We start from the raw sequence: 19,434 nt of genomic DNA on the forward strand, positions 1-19,434 counted from the left end.
GCTCCGGGCCGGCCACCGCGGTGGGGCTCACTGCTTGGGCGCGGCGCCCGGGGGGGCGTCGGCCGGGGCCGCCGGCGCGGCAGCGGCGGCGGTGTAGGGCCGGTACGCGGCCAGCTCCGGGTGGTCCTTGAGCATCGACTGGCCCAGCAGCGGCTTGTAGGCACCGTTGTGGCAGGTGGCGCAGTTGGCCTTGGCCACGTCGCCCAGCTCGCCCTTGCGGTGCGCCGGGAACACGTTGGTCAGCGGCTCCATGTAGGCCAGGTTGATGTCGCGGGCCATGCGGATGCCGTGCCACGCGGTCACGCGCTGCGGCGGGCCGCCCTCCCACTTGCCGAAGTTCTGCGAGTTGTGGCAGTAGGTGCAGTTCACGCCCAGACCCTGCGACATGTGCATCATCAGGCCGTAGGTGGTCTCGGTGCGGCGGATGCTTTCGCCCTGCTGGCCGCTGATGGGCAGCGCGTTCTTCGCGTTCACCCGGATCGGCTCGGCGCCGAGCAGGTAGGGCGTGAAGGGGTCGTAGGGCAGGGTGCTCAGGCCCACCGACGGCGCGGGCGTGTTCTGGCCGGCCTTGTCGCCCATGAAGTTGGAGCCGTAGGGCTCGCTCTTCGCGGTGAACCAGATGTTCTGCGGGATGTTCTGGCCGCGGTGGCAGGTGTAGCAGGTGACGCCGGTTTCCTTGACGTGGGGCTTCCAGTCGCTGTTGATGTGCTGCGTCATCTGGATCATCTTGCGGGCGACCACCTTGGTGTAGAGGCTGTCGTCCGCGAAGTTGGCGCCGGCGTGGCAGTAGGTGCAGCCCTGCTCGGGCGAGACCCAGGCGGTCATGGCCACCATCAGGCGGGTGAACTCACCCACGCTGAGGTCGCCCAGCACCTTCACGTTCTGGTAGATCGCGCCGGCTTTGGGGCCGCTGGCGTCGGCCGGCGGTTGGGCCGGCGGCAGCACGTTGGCGGCATCCACTTCCAGCAGCGTGCGCGGGTTGTAGACCTGAACCATGCCGGTGCCGCGGTAGCCGTGTTGCACGCTTTCCATCGGCGGGCGCTCGCAGCCGCTGAGCAGGGCCAGGCCGGCGAGGGCCGCGGCGGTCAGCCAGGCGCGGGCGCGACCGGCAGGGTGGGGGGTGGTGCTGCGGTTCATCACTTGCCTCCGAGGTTCAGGGCCGGGTCGGTCACCGCGGGAAACACATCGGGGTAGGGTGGCGCCACACCGTGTTTGATGGCCCACAGGTACCAGTTGTCCACCACCGTGCCGGTGAGCAGGATGCCGATGCCGCCGGTGAGCGGGCACAGCACGGCGAACCACCACGCCCAGCGGTGGATCGATTCCATCGTGGCGTTGAAGCCCATGGTCCAGCGCCAGAACAGGGCGGCGCGCTCGCTGGCGGTGCCGCGGTCGGTGATCTGCTCGATCTCGCGCTCGCCGCCGTAGCGGCCCACCGCCAGGATGGTGGCGCCGTGCATCGCGAACAGCAGCACCGAGCCGTACAGGAAGGCGATGGAGAGCGCGTGGAACGGGTTGTAGAACAGGTTGCCGTAGCGCAGCGAGAAGGCGGCCGTCCAGTCCAGGTGGGAGAAGATGCCGAAGGGCACGGCCTCGCTCCAGGTGCCCATCAGCACCGGGCGGAAGAGACCCAGCACCAGGAACAGCCAGATGGCGGCGGCGAAAGCCCAGGGCACGTGCGTGCCCATGCCCAGCTCGCGGGCGCGGCGGTAGGTGCGCACCCACCACAGCAGGATCGAGGCGGTCAGGAACAGACCGACGATCTGCCACCAGCCGCCCTGGTTGAGCGGCGCCAGGCCCAGGCCGTGGTTCGGGCCCGGCGGCTCCAGCGAGAGCCAGAAGAGCTGGCGCACAAACTGGATCGGGTCGTAGTTGACCGAGGCCAGCATGTTGAAGCCGATGATGTTGAAGGCCAGCAGGCCCAGCATCAGCGAGGCGATGCCGAGACCGCCCAGGTAGATCGGGCCGATCTGGGCGTTGCCCAGCTTGCCGGCCCAGTAGAGCAGGAACGGCTCGCCCGTGCGGGGGCTGTTGCCGTGGCCGAGTTCCACCCCGTGGTGCAGCGGCCCGACGGCCTGCACGGTGGTGAAGAGGTTCTGGTATTGCGCCATGGTGTTCTCCTCGAGTGCGGACCGTTGCTTACTTCAGCGGCCACTGGGCCCAGATCGGCAGGTTCAGCCACCAGCCCCACCATTCCGGCCAGCCGCGGCTCCAGAAGGGGCCGCTGATCACGATGCACAGGGCGCTGAACAGGACGGCGGCCAGCGCGAGGAACAGGCCCAGGCGGTGGATGCCCAGGGTGCCCACGGAGTAGCCGATGATGTCGCGGAAGAAGGTGTCTTCGTACTCGGGCGCCTTGACCGGCTGACCCTTCTTCGGGTTGGTGGCCGACAGCACCAGGGCGCCGTGCAGCGACAGCGCCAGCGTGGTGGTGAAGAAGAAGGTCACCGCCAGCATGTGTGCCGGGTTGTAGTGGAAGTGCAGGTACTGGTAGCCCACGTTGGACACCCAGTCGAGGTGGCTGAAGATGCCGTACGGGAAGCCGTGGCCCCAGGCGCCCATGAGCACGGGGCGGATCACCACCAGCGTGACGTAGGCCAGGATGGCCACCGAGAAGGCCGCGGGCACGTGGTAGCCCATGCCCAGTTTTCGGCAGATCTCCACCTCGCGCAGCGCCCACGAGCCGAAGGCGCCGATGGCGCAGACCGTGATGAGCTGCCACAGGCCGCCCTCCATCAACGGCGCGAAACGCAGGCCGTAGGACAGGTCGGGGGGCGCGATGTTGATCTGCCAGAGGTTCCAGGTCGGACCCTGTGAGGCACCCCACAGGATCATCGCTGTGCCCAGCACAGCGAAGAAGATGGTCGTGACGCCGAAGAAACCGACATAGAACGGCCCCACCCAGAAGTCGAACAGGTCGCCGCCGACGAGGGTGCCGCCGCGGACCCGGTATTTCTTCTCGAAGTTCAGCATGGCCATGGTTCGGCCCTCCAGTCAGGGGTAGTCGTTGTTCGGGACGAGAGCAAGGAAAGGGGGGTGAGGGCGCAGGCTCGGTGCACCGCCGGGTGCGACCGGGCCTGCGGACCTCGTGGGGACTACGAGGTCTTGGCCGCGGGGGTCGCCGCAGGCATCACCGCCGCGTTGGCGGGCTTGGCCTTCGGACCGTCGAGCCAGTTGAACTTGTTCGTGCTGAGCAGGATGAGGTGGATCATCGCCGCCAGGGTGAACAGGAAAACGCCTTGGACCACCATGGCCCGCAGCGGGTCGTACAAACGCCAGATTCGCCACATGATGTGAGCTCCTTAGATGATGTGGGACATGAGGGTGTAAACCGCGGCATGGACGCCGGCAAAGATGCTGGCCTTGTGCTCCGCACCGGGCAGCCACACCTGCCAGTGCAGCCCGACCAGTTGGCCAAGCAGCGCGAGCGTGAGCAGCAACACGAAACACGGGGCGAAGATCAGCGCAAATGACAGCCGGTCCCCGCGGACGGGGGCCTTGTGGCCGGCATGGGTGACGTCGTTCATGGCAGTTCTCCTCTCATGAGCGGGAAACGGATTGACTTACAGCCAGGGCCGCCAGAACCAGACCAGCAAGTGGGCGACCACGGCAATCGCCGTGAAACCCACAAAGCCTTGGACCCAGTACTGGTGGAACTCCTGAGCTTCGTCGTCCGTCAGGCCGGATATGGAAGTCCGAGATGACATGGATGGCTCCTTCTCGTTAAAGGCCGGTTGGCCTGTGGTGCGCCCAACCCGCGCGACCGTGGGCAGCCGGGGCAGAACGCCTCGACATCGGGGTGGTCCGCGCGCGGCGCGGACCGTGTGGGTGAGGGGTGCGGGTCTGGCTCATGCCGGCACTCCCAGGCCGAGCGCTCGCCCGGCCGCATTGACGTGATCGGTCTGCACGCAGCCATCGCCGCGGGTGCGCGCCTGCTGCTCGGCGGCATCGCGCAGCCGCTTCGCCGCGCTGATCTGCACCAGCACCGGCTGGCCCGCCACGATGGCCTGCAGACGGGCCTGCGCGGCGTCGTCCCAGGGCGTGTTGCGGGCGCTTTCGCGGGCGGGCGTGGCCTCGCCGCGGTCCATGTCGGTGCCCAGAGGCAGGATGTGGAACAGCGCGTCAAACAGCGCGTTGCACACCTCCTGCACCACATACGTCGCCCCGGCGTAGCCCATGAAGGGCGTGCCGGTGGCGCGGCGGATGATGGCGCCGGGAAAGGACGCGGGGATGTAGGCCGCGCGCATTGGTCCGGTGCTGCCCGCTTCGGCGAGGTACATGCGCTCGTTGACGCTGCCAAACAGCACCAGCGGCGTCTTCGTGTGCACCAGCTCGCGCACCGCGGCGTTGTCGGTTTTCTCGCCTGCCTTGCGCGACACCGCGAAGCGGCAGGGCAGACCCAGCTCGTCTTCCAGGAAGTGCCGCAGGCCGCGGGCGTAGGTCTCACCGGCCACGATGCCGAAGCTCGCGGTGGCGAAGAAGTCCTGCGTCACGCTGCGCCACAGGTCCCACACCGGCTTGATCGTCGTGTGCTTCTCGCGCTCGATGAAGGGCTCGGGGTCCAGCCCGGTCAGGCGGCCGAGCTCGCGCAGGAACGCGGTCGTGCTGTGCAGGCCGATCGGGGCCTGCAGGTACGGGCGCTCCAGCATCTCGCACAGGCCACGTCCGAATTCGCGGTACAGGCAGATGTTCACGTCGGCCTCCACCAGGCGCGACACATCGGCCAGGTGGCTGCCCAGCGGGAACACGAGGTTCACCTCGCAGCCGATGCCTTGCACGAGCCGCTTGATTTCGGCCACGTCGCTCGGCCCGTTGAACACCCCGTAGCTCGGGCCGATCAGGTTCACGCGCGGGCGAACGCCGGGGCGGTGTTCGCGGGCCGGCACCTTCTTCATGCCGTACTCGGTCCAGAGCCACATCAGCGCGCGGTTGGCGCACTGCCACTGGTCTTCGTCGATGGTGCGCGGCAGGAAGCGCAGCAGGCCGGTGCCTTCGGGGGTGACGCCGCCGCCGATCATCTCGGCGATGGATCCCGTGACCACCACGGCCGGCAGCTCGGGGTCGAGCACCGCGTGGGCCCGCTTCATCGCGCCCTCGGTGCCTTCGCGGCCGAGTTGCTCCTCGGCCAGGCCGGTCACGACGATCGGCAGTTCATGCGGCGGCAGCGCGTCGGTGTAGTGCAGCACGCTGGTCACCGGCAGGTTTTCGCAACCCACCGGGCCGTCAATGACGACCTGCAGGCCCTTGATGGCGGTGAACACGTACACGGCACCCCAGTAGCCGCCCGCGCGATCGTGGTCGAGGATCAGCATGTCAGGGCCCCGTCTCTTCTGCCTTGCGGCGCTTGGCGGCCTTGTCCATGCGCCGCTTGTGCTCGGCGCGGAACTCGGGGTGCAGCTCGGGCTCGTCGGTCCAGACGCCGGCGCGGTCGCCCTCGCCGGTCTGGCCGAAGAAATCGCTCATGCGGTCGAAGCGGGCCTGGTTGGCGATGGCGGCGTTGATCACCGGCACCAGCGAGCCCGCGCCCATCACGCCCATCAGCGGCCGCGCCGAGATCAGGTTGGTGAAGTACAGCGCCGGGATGCGCGCCTGCTTGGCCGCCTGCACGACTGGCGTGGTGCCGATCGCCAGCTGGGGGCGGTGTTCGTGCACCGCGGCGATGTCGTCTTCCAGCGAGGCGCGGAACCGCACCTGCACGCCGTGGGCCTGCAGCCAGGCGGCATCGGCCGCGTTCCAGGGCGTGGCCGGGCAGGCGGAGCCCACGTAGCGCAGATCGGCGCCGCACTCCACGAGCAGCCGGCCAACCAGCAGCTCGGAGCCCTCGTAGCCGGAGAGCGTGATGCGGCCCTGGATCCGCTGCTGCGCGAGCAGGCCGCGGATCGCGCTGGTGGCGCGGTCCTGCGCCGCGCCCACCGCGGCCGGCGCGATGTTCAGCGCGTCGCCAATGGCGGCCAGCCAGGCGTGTGTGCCGTCCACGCCCACCGGCGCCGAGCCCACCACGGGGCGGCCCGCGGCCTGGAATTCGCGCACGCTGGCGGTGTAGAAGGGGTGGATGGCGGCGACCACCGCGCCGTCCAGCGCCGCGTAAAGCTCGCGCCACTCGCGCGTGGGCACCACGGTGCCGACCGCCAGGCCCATCGGGGCGAGCAGCTGCGCGATGCCCACCGGATCGGCCGGAAACATTTCGCCCAGCAGCGTGACAGCGGGCAGGTCGCCGCGGCCGCGCGCCGGCGCCGGTACCGGGCCGGCCATCACCTCGTCGCGGGCGTAGCGCAGCATCGCGCCGGCCAGCACGTCCTTGGCCTCCGCATGCGTCGGCACGCCGAAGCCCGGCACGTCGATGCCCACGATGCGCACGCCGTTGATGGCCTTGGGCAGCAGCTGCAGCGGCACGCCGCTGGCCGTGGGCACACACAGGTTGGTCACGACGATGGCGTCAAGCTTCTCCGGGTCGGCCTGCGCGTGCACGGCCTCGCGGATGTCCTCGAACAGCTTGCCGGTCACCAGCGTCTCGCTGTTGAACGGCACATAGCCCACGCTGCGGCGCGCGCCGTAGAAGTGGCTGGTGAAGGTCAGGCCGTAGACACAGCAGGCGCTGCCCGAGAGGATGCTCAGGGTGCGCTTCATGCGCAGGCCCACGCGCAGCGAGCCGAAGGCCGGGCACATGCTTTGCGGCTGGTCGTGCGGGCCGCGCGCGGCGTCGGTCGGGTAGTCGGCCGCGTAGCGCGCCAGCACCTCGCTCTTGCCCGCCTGGCGGGCCGCGCCCAGCAGCGCCTCGCCGCCGGCGTGGCAGCCCATGCCGTCGCCTTCCAGCGCGGTGGGCACGGCCACCGGGACGATGGGGATGACGGGCTGGTTCATCGATCAGGCCTGGTCGTACACGACTTCGAGCGACGGCTTGACCAGGTCCTGGCGGCCGCACATGTCGAACAGCGTCGCCGGCTCCATCTGGAAGTCGCGGCCGGTGACCTCGGCGGAAAACAGGCCGAGCAATTCGTCCTGCGTCTGCGGCTTGGGCCGCTGCGGCGGCGCCTCGGCGACGTTTTTCGCCAGTTCGGCGAACAGCGGGCCCCACTCGCCATCGGGCTTGCCGATGATTTCGTAGCTGGCGCTCTTGCGGCGGATGTCCTCGTGGGCCGGGATGCTGGCCAGCACCGGGATGCCGGCGTTGGCCGCAAAGGCCTGTGCCTGGCCGGTGCCGTCGTCCTTGTTGATCACCATGCCGGCCACGCCGACGTTGCCGCCGAGCTTGCGGAAATACTCGACCGCGCTGCACACGTTGTTGGCCACGTAGAGCGACTGCAGGTCGTTGCTGCCCACCACGATGACCTTCTGGCACATGTCGCGGGCGATCGGCAGGCCGAAGCCGCCGCAGACCACGTCGCCTAGGAAATCCAGCAGCACGTAGTCGAAGCCCCAGTCGTGGAAGCCGAGCTTCTCCAGCGTCTCGAAGCCGTGGATGATCCCGCGTCCGCCGCAGCCGCGGCCGACCTCGGGGCCGCCGAGCTCCATCGCGAACACGCCGTCGCGCTTGAAGCAGACGTCGCCGATGGACACCGGCTCGCCGGCGAGCTTCTTGCGGCTGCTGGTCTCGATGATGGTGGGCGTGGCCTTGCCGCCAAACAGCAGGCTGGTGGTGTCGCTCTTCGGGTCGCAGCCGATCAGCAGCACCTTCTTGCCCTGCTGCGCCATCATGTAGCTGAGGTTGGCCAGCGTGAAGCTTTTGCCGATGCCGCCCTTGCCGTAGATCGCGATGATCTGGGTCTCTTTCTTCACCTCGCCGGTGGCCACGGGCGGTGGTTCCTGGGCCGCTTCGTCGCGCAGCCGGTCCATGTAATGGGCCGGGTGGACCCTGATTTCCGGTGCGTTCATCCGAGTCTCCAGTCGAGGACCATCTTGAGGCAGTGGGGGTCGCCGAAGGCCGTCTCGTAGGCGCCGTGGGCGCGCAGCGGACTTTCGGTGTGGGTGATCAGGCCGTCGAGCGACAGGCGCCCGGTGTTGACCAGTTCGGTCACGGCGAGCAGGTCGGCGCGCTTCCATTCCGCGGCCACGCGGATGCTGGCCTCGCGCAGGAAGGCCGGCGCGTAGGCGAAGCGCAGGTCCTGGGTGTAGAAGCCCGCCAGCACGACCTCGCCGCCCTTGGCCAGGCGCGGGATCACGCGGTCGAGGATCGCGGCGTCGCCGCTGACGTCGTAGACCGCGCGGTAGTCGCGCCGGTCGTCGTCGTCCGGGTGGATCACGGCGTAGCCGTCGGCCCCGCCCTGGCGCGCGGCCTGGGTTTCCCAGACCACCGGGGCGGGCGCGCCGGCGGCCACGGTCAGGCGCGCCAGCAGGCGGCCCATCACGCCATGGCCGACGATGAGGTCGGGCGGTGTGTCGGGATCGCGGGTGCCGCCGTAACTCACCGTGTGATAGGCCGTGGCGGCCAGCGCCAGCAGCACGGCGGCCGCGCCGTCGGCCACGCCTTCTTTCAGGCGCACCACCCGGTCGGCGGGCACCACCAGGCGCGAACCGGCGCCGCCGAACAGGTTGTGCACGCCTTCAAAGCTGTAGGAGCCGGGCACGAACACTCGGTCGCCTTCGCGCAGCGGGCTGTTGGCCGGGGCGCGGCGCACCCGGCCCACCGTTTCGTAGCCGGGCACCAGCGGGTAACCCATGCCGGGGAAGGGCGGCATGCTGCCGTCCCAGAGCAGGCGCTCGGTGCCGGTGCTGATGCCGCTGTGTTCCACCGCCACGTCGATGTCGCCGTCGGTCAGGGCCCGCAGCGGCAGCGCCCGCACCGACAGGTGGCAGGGGCTCTGGAAGACGATGGCGCTGGCTTTCATGAGGTGTATTTAACGCGTGACAAACACAACTGTCAATTTAAATTGACGCTATCGCGTGTCTCGGCGGGAAAACCCGCGGCCGGTCCGACAGCCGGTGCGCCGGCGCGGCGCGCGAGCAGCAGCGTGGCGTGCAACGGCAGGCGGCTGCTCGGCCGGTCGACGGTGGCGAAACCGGCCTGGCGCAGCAGCGCGGTGAGGGCTTCCGGGGTGCGCAGCCGCCCGGAGCCCATGGCGAGCAGGTAGAAGTGGTAGTACGGGTCGGGCGGGGCGGGGCTGCCGCTGGCCTCGGCCATCGGTTCGGCCAGCAGGAGCGCGCCGCCGGGCGGCAGCGCGGCGTGGATGCGGCGCAGCAGGGCCAGCACCGTGGCGTCCGGGTGGTCGTGGGCCACGCGCACCAGCGTGACCAGGTCCGCGCCGGTGGGCAGCTCGTCCTGCGTGAAGCTGCCGGGGTGGGTGGTGATGCGCTCGGTGAGGCCGGCGGTGGCGATGCGATCGGCCGCCAGCGCCGACACCGGCGGCAGGTCCATGTGGATCAGGCGCAGGTGGGGGTGGGCGTGGGCGAGGGCGATCAGCCAGCCGGCCAGGCCGCCGCCGACGTCGAGCACGGTGCGGTGGGGGCGGAAATCATGGCTGGCGAGCAGTTCGTCGATGACGAAGCGCTGGGAGCTGGCCATCAGCGCCGAGTAGCGCTCGAAATGCTCGGCCGGTGCGGGCGGCTGCGCTTCGCCGTCGCGGTGGTCGGTGTAGGGCCACCAGGCGTGCATGCGGGCGCGGTCGGGGTCGCGCAGCAGAGCGATCGGGTCGGTCAGGTCGGCGTAGAGCGTGGCGTTGTGTTCGACCATGTCGCGGATGCCGGCGTGCGTGGCCACCGGCGCGCCGAGCGGACCGAGGCCCAGGCGGCCGCCTGGGCGGCGCTCCAGCAGGCGCAGCGCCACGGCCGAGTCGGTGAGCCGCTGCAGCATGGCCGCGGGGAGTCGCAGCGCCTCGGCCATCTCGCCCACGGTCTGCGGCTGCGCCAGCACGCGCTCAAACAGCCGCAGCCGCACGCAGGCCAGCAACACCTGGCTGTGCACGAAGCCGGCCATGAGGTCGAACAGGTCGTGGGAGCGGCGGCGCACAAGGCCGCGGGTGAGCGGGTTGGCCGCGGCCCAGGCGCCCAGCGCGGGGCTGGTCATCCAGCGGTCGACCTGCCGCGCCCAGCGGGCGCGCCACGAGGGCGTCACCGGGGGCATCGGGTTGCCGGCGGGGGCGGTGTCCATGGGCTCAGGCCACCGCGCGGCGGACCGGCGTGGCTTCCACGGCCACAGGCAGGCGGCCCAGGCGCTGCAGCGCGCTGGCCGGCAGCAGGCGCTCGGCCTCGTGTCTGACCAGCGCCTGCAGGGCGCCGCGGGCCGGCCCCTCCGGCACGGCGTCCACCGCGGCCTGCATCAGGCCGTGGAAGTGGTCGAGCGCCCCACGCAGGCCGAGGTCATTGGCGGCGCTGGGCCGGTGGTGGGCGGCGTCCTGGCCGGCGGGTTTGCCGAGCTGGTCGCTGGCGAGCAGCACGTCGCGGATGTCGTCGGCCACCTGGTAGGCCTCGCCGAGGCATTCGCCCAGCGCGCTCCAGTGGGCGGGGTTGGCGCCGGCGGCCAGCGCCCCGGCGCGGGTGGCGGCGACGAACAGCGCGCCGGTCTTGGCGCGCTGGTAGCGGCCGAGGTCGGCGGTGGGTTCGCACTCCCAGGCCTGCCCGGCGACGATGCCGTGGGGCGCGCCGACCCCGTTGGCCACGGTGGCCACCAGCCCGGCCAGCCGCGCCGGGTGTTCGGCGCCGGCCCGGGCCAGCGCCTGGAAGGCCATCACGATCAGGGCGTCGCCGGACAGCAGCGCCAGCGGTTCGCCGTAGACCTTGTGCACCGTGGGCTGGCCGCGGCGGGTGTCGGCGTCGTCGAAGGCGGGCAGGTCGTCGTGCACCAGCGAGGCGCAGTGCAGCAGCTCGATGGCCACGGCCGCGGCGTCGCTCAGGCCGGGCGCGTCGTCGCCGCAGGCGCTGGCCACGGCCAGGCAGAGCTGCGGGCGGATGCGCGCGCCGCCGGGAAAGACGGCGTGGCGCAGGGCGCCTTGCAGGCGCGGGGGGGTGCCGGGGTCTTCGGCGTGCCGCAGGGTCGCGTCGAGCGCGTGTTGGAGGCGTGACAGCAGGTCCATGGGGCCCTCGCGGCGTGGGCGTTGTCAACAGGTGCTGACAATCACAGTGTCAATCTAACATGACACCAGCAAATGTCAACGCCCGCCCCGGGGTCTTTTCAGCGCCGGGGTGGTGGCTCGGGGTCGAGCCCGTGTTCGCGCGCCACCGCCGCGACGTGGGCCGGCACCATGGAGCGCAGCCGCGCGGGCGCCTCGCGGTGCAGGTGCACCACCGTCTCCAGCGCCTTCATTTCCACCCGCGCGCGGGCGAACTCCAGCCCGCGCGGGCCCACCCGCGGCATCAGCCAGCCCACCACCGGCCGCAGCCAGCCGGGCATGCGCCGCAGCGGCAGGCCACCGGCGGCGCGCTGCAGGTTGGCCAGGAAGCCCCGCACCGCGCCCGCCCGGCGCCCGGCGCTGCCGGGTGGCCGCAGGCGGACCTCGTCGCCCAGACCGTCAAGCACGGCCTGCCCGGTGGGGTTGCGCACCAGCAGCCACTGCTCGCCGCGCCCGCCCATGTAGCCCACCGTGAGGTCCGACAGGCTGTTGGCGTAGTCCACGCACGTGCGGCAGGTGAGCGGGAAAAAGTCGCCCGGCAGCGTGGACAGTGGCAGCTGCAGGAAGGGGATGGTGCGCACGCGGCCGTCGCGCCAGCGCAGCTCGACGTGGTAGTCGGCGCGGAATTCGCAGTAGGTGATGTCTTCGGGGTGGGCGTCGAGCAGGGCGAGGAACTCGTGGAAGCGCTCGGTGTGGGTGTTGTCGGAGCAGGGCGTGCCAATCACGATGAGGCGCTGCAGGCCGTGCTCGCGCTCGAGCTGCGGCTGGATGGCGCGCAGCGCGTGCACCTGGCAGGGAATGCCGATCACCGCCAGCCGCCGGTGGCCGGCGGCCAGCGCCGGCTCCACCTGCGCCAGCAACGGCGCGAAACCCATGCGCATGCCGCGGCAGCGGGCCATGTCGGCGGCGCGGGTGATGGTCACCGGCAGGGGCCGCCAGGGGTCGTCGGGGTGGGGCGCCATGGCGATCACGGCGTCGACCTCGCCGCGTTCGAGCAGCCGCTCGGCCAGGCGCGTGGTCAGCCCGGTCCACTGCGCGCCGGCCAGCGGCTGGCGCAGCGCGGCCTGCCACATCGCCTGCGTGGGGCCAAACAGGCGTTCGTCGCCCTGCGTCTGGCGCGGCCGGCCGTGGGCGGCGGTTTCCAGCGCGGGGTAGTCCGGGTGGAGAAATTGGCAGGCCTGCCCGCAGCGGTCGGGCTCGGCGGTGCGGGAGAGACCGCAGTCGGTGCACAGGCGCCGGGCGGGGGCAGGATCGCTCGGCGGCGTTGTGTCAACCATGGTCCGATGATATAAGTGTCAATGTAAATTGACAAATCAAGGCGTCACGATGTCCGACACCCCCGACCTGAGCCTCGACGCCGTGCGCGTCGAGCGGGGCGGGCGCGCGCTGTTCGCGCCGGTGAGCCTGCGCCTGGGCGGCGGTGAGTTGCTGCGGGTGACGGGCGCCAACGGCGCCGGCAAGACCAGCCTGCTGCGCCTGATGGCCGGGCTGCTGCCGCCGGCCGCCGGCCGGGTGTGCTGGCGCGGGGCGCCGCTGGCGGAGCAGCGCGAGCGCTTCGCCCGCGACCGCCTGTTCCTGGGCCACGAGCCCGGCCTGAAAGACGGCCTCGACCCCACCGACAACCTGCTCGCCGCCACCCGGCTGGCCGGACACCCGGTGGCGCCCGCGCAGGCCGCTCAGGCGCTGGCCGAGGCGGGTCTGGCGCCGCTGTGCCGGGTGCCGGTGGGCCGGCTGTCGCAAGGCCAGCGGCGCCGCGCCGCGCTGGCCCGACTGGCGCTCGCCCGCGCGCAGCCGCTGTGGGTGCTCGACGAGCCGTTCAACGCGCTCGACGCCGCCGCCACCGGCTGGCTGCATGGCCTCCTGCGCGCCCACCTCGCGCGCGGCGGCTGCGCGGTGGTCACCAGCCACTGGCCGCTGGCCCTGGACGGCGTGGCCGCGCGGGAGCTGGCGCTGTGAACACGCCGCAGGCACCCGCGCTGGCCCACCCCCCGGTGTCCGACGCCCGCGCGGCCGAACCCGGCCTGCTCGACGGCGCTCGGGCGCTGTTCGCGCGCGACCTGCGCCTGGCCTGGCGCCGACGCGCCGACGCGCTGGGCCCGCTGGTCCTGTGCGCGCTGGTGATCGTGTTGTTCACGCTCGGCGTGGGCCCGTCGCCGGCGCAGCTCACCGCGCTGGGCCCCGGCGTGCTGTGGGTGGCGGCGCTGCTGGCGTCCACGCTGCCGCTGTCGCACCTGTGGGCCGACGACCTCGCCGACGGCACCCTCGACGGCCTGATGCTGTCGCCCGACCCGCTGGCGCTGCTGGTGCTCGCGCGCGTGGCGGCGCACTGGGTCACCACCGGGCTGCCGCTGGTGCTGGCCGCCCCGCTGATGGCGCTGCCCTTCGGGCTGGATGGTTCGCAGACGCTGGTGCTGATGGCGTCGCTCGCGCTGGGCACGCCGGTGATCGCGCTGCTGGGCGCGCTCGGCGCGGCCCTCACCCTGGGTCTGCGCGGCGGCGTCCTGCTCGGCGCGCTGCTGGTGCTGCCGCTGCTGGCGCCGGTGCTGATCTTCGGGGCGGGCGCGGTGCAGGCGCAGGCCGCCGGCCTGGGCGCCACGCCCCACCTGTCCCTGCTCGGCGCGGCCCTGCTGCTCGCCGCCCCCGGCGCCGCGCTGGCCACCGCCGCCGCCCTGCGCATCGCCACCGAATGAGTCCGCCATGACCCGTCAGTCCCCCCGGAGCCGCCCATGAACGCCCGCCCCCTGCGCTGGAGCCATTTCGCCGCCCCGGCCCGCTTCGACCGGCTGGCGGCGCGGCTGGTGCCGTGGTACGGCGCGGTGGCGGCGCTGCTGGCCGTGGCCGGCCTGTTCGTCGGCTTCGTCGTCGCGCCGACCGACGCGGTGCAGGGCGAGGCCTACCGGATCATTTATGTGCACGTCCCCACGGCCTGGATGTCGATGATCGTCTACGCCGCCATGGCCTTCTGGGCCGCGGTCGGGCTGGTGTTCAACGCGCGGCTGGCCAGTGTGCTGGCGGTGTCGCTGGCGCCCACCGGCGCGCTCATGACCTTTCTGGCGCTGTGGACCGGCGCGCTCTGGGGCAAGCCGACCTGGGGCGCGTGGTGGGTGTGGGACGCGCGCCTCACCTCGGAGCTGCTGCTGCTGTTCCTCTACCTCGGCTTCATGGCCCTGCACGGCGCCATCGAGGACAAGCGGCGCGCCGACCGCGCCGCCGGGCTGCTGGCGATCGTGGGCGTGGTCAACCTGCCGGTGATCTATTTCTCGGTGCAGTGGTGGAACACGCTGCACCAGGGCGCCTCGGTCACGCTGAACAAACCCCCCAGCATGGCCGCGCCCATGCTGGCGGGCATGGTGCTCATGGCGCTGGCCGCCTGGGCGTATTGCATCGCGGTGGCGCTGGCGCGCGCGCGGCTGGAGCTGCGCGAGCGCGAGGCGCACACCGCGTGGGCGCAACGCTCGATGGAGGTGGGGTCATGAACGCATCGGACTGGTGGGAACTCGGCGGCCACGGCCGCTACGTGTGGGGCGCGCTGGCGATGTGCGCCGCGGTGCTGGTGGCCGAGGTGGCGCTGCTCGTGCTGCGCGCGCGGCTGCAGCGGCGCCAGCGCGACGACGAGGCGGTGACCGCTTCGCTCACCGGCTCGCTCGCCGCCGCGCCGGCCGAGCGCGCGCGCCGGGAGAGCGCGCCATGACGCCGCGCCGCCGCCGCCTGCTCGCCCTGGTCGTGGGGCTGGGCACCGTGGGCGCCGCCAGCGCGCTGGTGCTCAACGCCTTCCGCAGCAACCTCGTGTTTTTCCACAGCCCCAGCGACGTGCTGGCCCAGCAGGTGCCGGCCGGACGCACCTTCCGCGTCGGCGGACTGGTGGAGGAGGGCAGCGTCGTGCGCGGCGCGCAGGGCCTGACGGTGCGCTTCATGGTCACCGACACGGTCAAGCGTGTGCCGGTGACCTACACCGGCCTGCTGCCCGACCTGTTTCAGGAGGGCAAAGGCGTGGTCGCGCAAGGACAGCTCGGGGCCGACGGCGTGTTCCGCGCCGAGCAGGTGCTGGCCAAGCACGATGAAAACTACATGGCACCCGAGGCCGCCGACGCGCTGGCCCGGGCCCGCGCGGGGCAGGGCACCGTGGCGCCGGAGGCCGCGCGATGATCGTCGAACTCTCCCACCTCGCGCTGGCCCTCGCCCTGGCCGCCGCGCTGCTGCAAGGGCTGGTGCCACTGTGGGGCGCGGCGCGCGGCCACGCCGGTGCGATGGCGCTGGCCGTGCCCGCGGCGCGCGTGCAGGCCGTGCTGCTGCTGCTGGCCTACGCCGGCCTGACCCACGCCTTCGTCATCTCCGACTTCAGCGTCAAGCTCGCCGCCTCGCACTCCCACACCACGCTGCCGCTGATCTACCGCCTCAGCGCGGTCTGGGGCAACCACGAAGGCTCGATCCTGCTCTGGGCCCTGATCCTCGCCGGCTGGAGCGTGGCGGTCTCGGTGTGGGCGGTGCGCGGGCTGGACGCCGCCATGCGCGCCCGGGTGCTCGGCGTGATGGGCCTGATCAGCGCCGGTTTCCTGCTGTTCACGCTGCTCGTCTCCAACCCCTTTGAGCGCCTGCTGCCCGCCCCGCCGGACGGGCTGGACCTCAACCCGCTGCTGCAGGACCCGGGCATGGCGATCCACCCGCCGATGCTCTACATGGGCTACGTGGGTTTCGTGGTCGCCTTTGCCTTTGCGGTCGCGGCCTTGCTCGGCGGGCGCGTCGACACCGCCTGGGCCCACGCCTCGCGGCCCTGGACCGCCGCCGCCTGGGCCTTCCTCACCCTGGGCATCGCGCTGGGCAGCTTCTGGGCCTATTACGAGCTGGGCTGGGGGGGCTGGTGGTTCTGGGACCCGGTGGAAAACGCGTCCTTCATGCCCTGGCTGGTGGGCACCGCGCTGCTGCACTCGCTGGCGGTCACCGAGACGCGCGGCGCGCTCACGCGCTGGAGCGTGCTGCTGGCGCTGCTGGCGTTTTCGCTCGCGCTGCTGGGCACCTTCATCGTGCGCTCCGGCGTGCTCAGCTCGGTCCACGCCTTCGCCACCGACCCGGCGCGCGGGGTGTTCATCCTCGGCTTCCTGGCGGTGGTGGTGGGCGGGTCGCTGGCGCTCTACGCGTGGCGCGCGCCGTCGCTGGGCGAGGGCGGACCGTTCGCCGCGGTGTCGCGCGAGACCTTCCTGCTGGCCAACAACGTGCTGCTCCTGTGCGCCACGGGCGCGGTGCTGCTGGGCACGCTCTACCCGCTGGCGCTGGACGCGCTCGGCCTGGGCAAGCTGTCGGTCGGCCCGCCGTACTTCAACGCGGTGTTCGTGCCGCTGATGGCCCCGGCCCTGTTTCTCATGGGCGTGGGGCCGCTGGCGCGCTGGCGCCGCGCGGCCCTGCCCGAGCTGGGGCGGCGCCTGCGCGTGGCCGCTGGCGTGGCGCTGGTGAGTGCGGCCGCCGCCGCGTTGGCCCTGCAGGCGCTCACGCCGCTGGCCGGGCTGGGCCTGGCGCTGGCCGCCTGGCTCGCCGCCGCCACCGTGGCCGGCGCGTGGCCGCGCCTGCGCGAGATGCCGCAGCGCTGGCCGCCGGCGCGCTGGTGGGGCCTGCAGCTGGCGCACGGCGGCGTGGCGCTGTTCGTGCTGGCGGTCACCGTGGTCAGCACCTTCCAGACCGAGCGCGACGTGCGCCTGGAGCCCGGCCAGTGGGCCGAGGTCGCCGGCCGCCGCTTCACGCTGGAAGCCCTCGATGTGGTGCAAGGCCCCAACCACAGCGCGGTCCGGGCCCGGGTGGCGGTCACGCAGGACGGCGAGCCGGTGGCCACGCTGCGGCCCGAGCGACGCGTCTACAACGTCAGCCGCATGCCGATGACCGAGGTGGCCATCCACCGCGGCTGGCGCGGCGACCTCTACGTCGCCCTCGGGGAGCCGGTGAGCGACACCGCCTGGAGCCTGCGGCTGCACCACAAGCCGCTGGTCAACGGCATCTGGATCGGCTGCCTGCTGATGGCGCTCGGCGGCCTGCTCGCGGCGGCCGACGCCCGCTACCGCCGCCGCGCGCCCGCGTCGGCCGCCCAGCCCGCGCCTGCCGCGGTGGGGGATTTCGCATGAGGCGCTTCGTCTGGCCGCTGCTGGTGTTTCTGGCCCTGGTCGGCCTGCTGGGCGCCGGGCTGCAGCGCGACCCGCGCGACGTGCCGTCCCCGCTGGTGGGCCGCGCCGCGCCGACCTTCGAGCTGCCCTTGCTGGCCGCCACGCCCGCCACGCCGGCCACGCTGTCCAGCCAGAGCCTGCGCGGGCAGGTCTGGGTGGTCAACGTCTGGGCGTCGTGGTGCGTGGCCTGCCAGGCGGAACACCCGGTGCTGATCGACCTCGCGCGCCAGGCCGGCGTGCCGGTGATCGGGCTGAACTACAAGGACCAGCCCGCGGCCGCCAGCGCCTGGCTGGCGCGCCACGGCAATCCCTACCGCGCCACCGTGCAGGACAGCGCCGGCCGCGTGGGGCTCGATTTCGGCGTGTATGGCGTGCCCGAGACGTACGTGATCGACCGCGCCGGCGTCATTCGCCTCAAGCACACCGGCCCGTTGACGCCCGAGGCCGTGCAGCAGCGCGTGCTGCCGCTGTTGCGCGAACTCGCGCCGGGGGCCGGGTGATGGCGGCCGGGCGAATCCGCCGCGCAGCCCTGCTCACCGTGGCGCTGTGGGCCGGCGCGGCGCTGGCCGATCCGACGCTGGACGCCCGCGCCCAGGCCCTGGGCGAGCAGCTGCGCTGTCTGGTCTGCCAGAACGAAACCGTGGCCGCTTCCCACGCGGAGCTGGCGCAGGACCTGCGCGCGCAGATCCGCGAGCAGCTCGCCGCGGGCCGCAGCGACGCGGAGGTGCGCGATTTCATGGTCGCGCGCTACGGCGAGTTTGTGCTCTACCGCCCGCCGTGGTCGGCCCGCACCGGCCTGCTGTGGCTCGGGCCGTTTGCCGCGCTGCTGGCTGCGGTGGTGCTGCTCGTGCGGCGCAACCGCCGGCCCGCGCCACCGCCCGCGCTCAGCGAGGCCGACTGGCGCCGCGCGCAGCGCCTGCTGGACGAACCCCGGAGTCCGCCATGACCGATCTCAGCACCACCGCCGCCGGCCTGTCCGCCGCGCTGCCTTTTCTGCTCGCCGCCTTGCTGCTGGTCGGCGCCAGCGGCTGGCCGCTGTGGCGGGCCTGGCGCCGCCCCCCGCCGGCCGAAAGCGGCGCGTTGGACGCGCTCGACCTGCTGCGCGGACAGCGGCGCGCGCTGGCGGCGCAGCGCAGCGCCGGGGTGCTGGACGACGCGGACCACGCCCGCGCACTGGCCGAAATCGCGCAGCGCGCGCTGGCCGAGGCGGTGCCGCGCGCGCCGGTGATGACCCGCCCCGGTGGCAGCCTGCCCGGCGCCGTGGGGCTGGCGCTGGCCGTGGCCGTGGCCCTCGGCGCCTACCTCGTGCATGGCCGGCCCGACCTCGCGGCGCCCCGCGCCGACAGCGCTGTCGCCCGCGACGATGTGGCCGACATGGTGGACCGCATGGCCCGCTCGCTGGCGGCGCAGCCGGCTGGCCGCGCCGAAGACGCCGTGGCCTGGGCCATGCTGGCCCGCGCCCAGGCCGGCCTGCAGCGCTGGGCCGACGCCGAGCGGTCGCTGGGCGAGGCGCTGGAGCGCCAGCCCGACCAGCCCGACTGGCTGGCCGATCGGGCCGACCTGCTCGGTCTGGTGCCCGGCGCGGACCGCGCTGCACAGGCCGAGCGGCTGATCGCGCGCGCCCTGACCGTGGCACCGAACCACCCCAAGGCGCTGGCGCTGGCCGGAGCCGCGGCCCACGCCCGCCAGGACCTGGTCGAGGCACAGCGCCTCTGGACCGAAGCCCTGCGCCACGCGCCACCGGGCAGCCCGCTGGCCCAGGGCCTGGCCGCCTCGCTCGCCGCGCTGGGCGCGCCGCCCGTGGCCGCCACCGCCACGGCGCCGCCCGAGGGCCCGAGCTTGCGCGGCTCGGTGGAAATCGCGCCCGCGCTCGCGGCCGACCTCCGCCCCGACGACGTGTTGTATGTGGTGGCCCGGCGCGCGCAGGGCGGCGGACCGCCGCTGGCGGTGTGGCGCCAGCCGGCGCGCGCGGCGGCCAGCGCCTTCCTGCTGGGGCCCGCGCAGGCGATGGTCGCGGGCCAGGGCTTGGCGGGCCACGAGCGCGTGGTGATCGAGGCGCGGGTCAGCCGCAGCGGCCAGCCGCTGCCGCAGGCGGGCGACTGGGTGGGCGAGGCGCGGGCGGTGGCCGTACCGGCGCAGGGCCTTCGGCTGCGCATCGACCGCGTGCGGCCCTGAGCGGTCGCGCTGACCCGACCGCGACTGGCTGTCCCCCGTTTGTGGTCATCCCACCGCACCACGCGGGATTG

The 19,434-nt window shown here is 72.8% G+C and carries 22 protein-coding genes; 9 read left to right on the forward strand and 13 right to left on the reverse strand.

The window, feature by feature from the left end; all coding sequences use genetic code 11:
- Positions 1-27: 27 nt before the first annotated feature.
- The 13 genes from pufC to AC2D80_RS05085 form a co-directional block, all read right to left on the reverse strand.
- The gene (gene pufC / locus AC2D80_RS05025; protein WP_484631880.1) at positions 28-1,137 is read right to left on the reverse strand and encodes a photosynthetic reaction center cytochrome PufC; all 1,110 of its coding nucleotides are present in this window, start codon (positions 1,135-1,137) and stop codon (positions 28-30) included.
- Complete coding sequence (pufM, locus tag AC2D80_RS05030) at positions 1,137-2,111, reverse strand: photosynthetic reaction center subunit M (RefSeq protein ID WP_484631881.1); 975 nt, start codon at positions 2,109-2,111, stop codon at positions 1,137-1,139. The genes pufC and pufM overlap by 1 nt, the downstream gene beginning before the upstream one ends.
- Positions 2,112-2,139: 28 nt before the next feature.
- Complete coding sequence (gene pufL, locus AC2D80_RS05035) at positions 2,140-2,979, reverse strand: photosynthetic reaction center subunit L (protein ID WP_484631882.1); 840 nt, start codon at positions 2,977-2,979, stop codon at positions 2,140-2,142.
- Positions 2,980-3,095: 116 nt separating this feature from the next.
- Positions 3,096-3,290: a light-harvesting antenna LH1, alpha subunit gene (gene pufA, locus AC2D80_RS05040; protein WP_484631883.1), complete on the reverse strand. Its 195-nt coding sequence runs from the start codon at positions 3,288-3,290 to the stop codon at positions 3,096-3,098.
- A gap of 12 nt (positions 3,291-3,302) precedes the next feature.
- Entirely contained in the window at positions 3,303-3,527 is a 225-nt protein-coding gene (locus tag AC2D80_RS05045; protein WP_484631884.1) for a hypothetical protein, read from the reverse strand.
- Positions 3,528-3,563: 36 nt separating this feature from the next.
- The gene (gene pufB, locus AC2D80_RS05050) at positions 3,564-3,707 is read right to left on the reverse strand and encodes a light-harvesting antenna LH1, beta subunit (RefSeq protein WP_484631885.1); all 144 of its coding nucleotides are present in this window, start codon (positions 3,705-3,707) and stop codon (positions 3,564-3,566) included.
- Positions 3,708-3,848: 141 nt separating this feature from the next.
- On the reverse strand, positions 3,849-5,312 hold the full coding sequence (gene bchZ / locus AC2D80_RS05055; protein ID WP_484631886.1) for a chlorophyllide a reductase subunit Z: 1,464 nt from the start codon (positions 5,310-5,312) through the stop codon (positions 3,849-3,851).
- A gap of 1 nt (position 5,313) precedes the next feature.
- On the reverse strand, positions 5,314-6,861 hold the full coding sequence (gene bchY / locus AC2D80_RS05060; RefSeq protein WP_484631887.1) for a chlorophyllide a reductase subunit Y: 1,548 nt from the start codon (positions 6,859-6,861) through the stop codon (positions 5,314-5,316).
- 3 nt (positions 6,862-6,864) lie between these two features.
- Positions 6,865-7,872, reverse strand: coding sequence for a chlorophyllide a reductase iron protein subunit X (locus AC2D80_RS05065; RefSeq protein WP_484631888.1), 1,008 nt, complete (start codon positions 7,870-7,872; stop codon positions 6,865-6,867).
- Positions 7,869-8,825, reverse strand: coding sequence for a chlorophyll synthesis pathway protein BchC (bchC, locus tag AC2D80_RS05070; protein WP_484631889.1), 957 nt, complete (start codon positions 8,823-8,825; stop codon positions 7,869-7,871). Before bchC ends, AC2D80_RS05065 begins: the two co-directional genes overlap by 4 nt.
- Positions 8,826-8,857: 32 nt before the next feature.
- Positions 8,858-10,084 carry a methyltransferase gene (locus tag AC2D80_RS05075; protein WP_484631890.1) on the reverse strand — a complete coding sequence of 409 codons (1,227 nt, stop codon included), beginning with the start codon at positions 10,082-10,084 and terminating at the stop codon, positions 8,858-8,860.
- A gap of 4 nt (positions 10,085-10,088) precedes the next feature.
- Entirely contained in the window at positions 10,089-11,006 is a 918-nt protein-coding gene (locus tag AC2D80_RS05080) for a polyprenyl synthetase family protein (protein ID WP_484631891.1), read from the reverse strand.
- Positions 11,007-11,104: 98 nt separating this feature from the next.
- Complete coding sequence (locus AC2D80_RS05085; protein WP_484631892.1) at positions 11,105-12,319, reverse strand: Coenzyme F420 hydrogenase/dehydrogenase, beta subunit C-terminal domain; 1,215 nt, start codon at positions 12,317-12,319, stop codon at positions 11,105-11,107.
- 49 nt (positions 12,320-12,368) lie between these two features.
- On the opposite strand from AC2D80_RS05085, the gene ccmA reads away from it, so the two are divergent.
- The 9 genes from ccmA to ccmI all read left to right on the forward strand — a co-directional run bounded on the left by ccmA (position 12,369) and on the right by ccmI (position 19,363).
- The gene (ccmA, locus tag AC2D80_RS05090; protein ID WP_484631893.1) at positions 12,369-12,998 is read left to right on the forward strand and encodes a cytochrome c biogenesis heme-transporting ATPase CcmA; all 630 of its coding nucleotides are present in this window, start codon (positions 12,369-12,371) and stop codon (positions 12,996-12,998) included.
- Between the two features lie 65 nt (positions 12,999-13,063).
- On the forward strand, positions 13,064-13,732 hold the full coding sequence (ccmB, locus tag AC2D80_RS05095) for a heme exporter protein CcmB (protein ID WP_484632645.1): 669 nt from the start codon (positions 13,064-13,066) through the stop codon (positions 13,730-13,732).
- 36 nt (positions 13,733-13,768) lie between these two features.
- Entirely contained in the window at positions 13,769-14,518 is a 750-nt protein-coding gene (gene ccmC, locus AC2D80_RS05100; RefSeq protein ID WP_484631894.1) for a heme ABC transporter permease CcmC, read from the forward strand.
- Positions 14,515-14,733 (forward strand): heme exporter protein CcmD, encoded by a 219-nt coding sequence (ccmD, locus tag AC2D80_RS05105; protein ID WP_484631895.1) that lies wholly within the window; start codon positions 14,515-14,517, stop codon positions 14,731-14,733. The genes ccmC and ccmD overlap by 4 nt, the downstream gene beginning before the upstream one ends.
- Positions 14,730-15,188 carry a cytochrome c maturation protein CcmE gene (gene ccmE, locus AC2D80_RS05110; RefSeq protein ID WP_484631896.1) on the forward strand — a complete coding sequence of 153 codons (459 nt, stop codon included), beginning with the start codon at positions 14,730-14,732 and terminating at the stop codon, positions 15,186-15,188. Before ccmD ends, ccmE begins: the two co-directional genes overlap by 4 nt.
- Positions 15,185-17,149: a heme lyase CcmF/NrfE family subunit gene (locus AC2D80_RS05115; RefSeq protein ID WP_484631897.1), complete on the forward strand. Its 1,965-nt coding sequence runs from the start codon at positions 15,185-15,187 to the stop codon at positions 17,147-17,149. The genes ccmE and AC2D80_RS05115 overlap by 4 nt, the downstream gene beginning before the upstream one ends.
- Positions 17,146-17,688 carry a DsbE family thiol:disulfide interchange protein gene (locus AC2D80_RS05120; protein ID WP_484631898.1) on the forward strand — a complete coding sequence of 181 codons (543 nt, stop codon included), beginning with the start codon at positions 17,146-17,148 and terminating at the stop codon, positions 17,686-17,688. Before AC2D80_RS05115 ends, AC2D80_RS05120 begins: the two co-directional genes overlap by 4 nt.
- Positions 17,688-18,134 carry a cytochrome c-type biogenesis protein gene (locus AC2D80_RS05125; protein WP_484631899.1) on the forward strand — a complete coding sequence of 149 codons (447 nt, stop codon included), beginning with the start codon at positions 17,688-17,690 and terminating at the stop codon, positions 18,132-18,134. The genes AC2D80_RS05120 and AC2D80_RS05125 overlap by 1 nt, the downstream gene beginning before the upstream one ends.
- Positions 18,131-19,363 (forward strand): c-type cytochrome biogenesis protein CcmI, encoded by a 1,233-nt coding sequence (ccmI, locus tag AC2D80_RS05130; protein ID WP_484631900.1) that lies wholly within the window; start codon positions 18,131-18,133, stop codon positions 19,361-19,363. Before AC2D80_RS05125 ends, ccmI begins: the two co-directional genes overlap by 4 nt.
- Positions 19,364-19,434: the final 71 nt, after the last annotated feature.

It is taken from the genome of Hydrogenophaga sp. T66, from assembly GCF_057219855.1.

Coding starts and splice junctions, on each gene's coding strand:
- pufC (WP_484631880.1), bottom strand. CDS start 1,137: ATGAACCGCAGCACCACCCCCCACCCTGCCGGTCGCGCCCGCGCCTGG.
- pufM (WP_484631881.1), bottom strand. CDS start 2,111: ATGGCGCAATACCAGAACCTCTTCACCACCGTGCAGGCCGTCGGGCCG.
- pufL (WP_484631882.1), bottom strand. CDS start 2,979: ATGGCCATGCTGAACTTCGAGAAGAAATACCGGGTCCGCGGCGGCACC.
- pufA (WP_484631883.1), bottom strand. CDS start 3,290: ATGTGGCGAATCTGGCGTTTGTACGACCCGCTGCGGGCCATGGTGGTC.
- AC2D80_RS05045 (WP_484631884.1), bottom strand. CDS start 3,527: ATGAACGACGTCACCCATGCCGGCCACAAGGCCCCCGTCCGCGGGGAC.
- pufB (WP_484631885.1), bottom strand. CDS start 3,707: ATGTCATCTCGGACTTCCATATCCGGCCTGACGGACGACGAAGCTCAG.
- bchZ (WP_484631886.1), bottom strand. CDS start 5,312: ATGCTGATCCTCGACCACGATCGCGCGGGCGGCTACTGGGGTGCCGTG.
- bchY (WP_484631887.1), bottom strand. CDS start 6,861: ATGAACCAGCCCGTCATCCCCATCGTCCCGGTGGCCGTGCCCACCGCG.
- AC2D80_RS05065 (WP_484631888.1), bottom strand. CDS start 7,872: ATGAACGCACCGGAAATCAGGGTCCACCCGGCCCATTACATGGACCGG.
- bchC (WP_484631889.1), bottom strand. CDS start 8,825: ATGAAAGCCAGCGCCATCGTCTTCCAGAGCCCCTGCCACCTGTCGGTG.
- AC2D80_RS05075 (WP_484631890.1), bottom strand. CDS start 10,084: ATGGACACCGCCCCCGCCGGCAACCCGATGCCCCCGGTGACGCCCTCG.
- AC2D80_RS05080 (WP_484631891.1), bottom strand. CDS start 11,006: ATGGACCTGCTGTCACGCCTCCAACACGCGCTCGACGCGACCCTGCGG.
- AC2D80_RS05085 (WP_484631892.1), bottom strand. CDS start 12,319: ATGGTTGACACAACGCCGCCGAGCGATCCTGCCCCCGCCCGGCGCCTG.
- ccmA (WP_484631893.1), top strand. CDS start 12,369: ATGTCCGACACCCCCGACCTGAGCCTCGACGCCGTGCGCGTCGAGCGG.
- ccmC (WP_484631894.1), top strand. CDS start 13,769: ATGAACGCCCGCCCCCTGCGCTGGAGCCATTTCGCCGCCCCGGCCCGC.
- ccmD (WP_484631895.1), top strand. CDS start 14,515: ATGAACGCATCGGACTGGTGGGAACTCGGCGGCCACGGCCGCTACGTG.
- ccmE (WP_484631896.1), top strand. CDS start 14,730: ATGACGCCGCGCCGCCGCCGCCTGCTCGCCCTGGTCGTGGGGCTGGGC.
- AC2D80_RS05115 (WP_484631897.1), top strand. CDS start 15,185: ATGATCGTCGAACTCTCCCACCTCGCGCTGGCCCTCGCCCTGGCCGCC.
- AC2D80_RS05120 (WP_484631898.1), top strand. CDS start 17,146: ATGAGGCGCTTCGTCTGGCCGCTGCTGGTGTTTCTGGCCCTGGTCGGC.
- AC2D80_RS05125 (WP_484631899.1), top strand. CDS start 17,688: ATGGCGGCCGGGCGAATCCGCCGCGCAGCCCTGCTCACCGTGGCGCTG.
- ccmI (WP_484631900.1), top strand. CDS start 18,131: ATGACCGATCTCAGCACCACCGCCGCCGGCCTGTCCGCCGCGCTGCCT.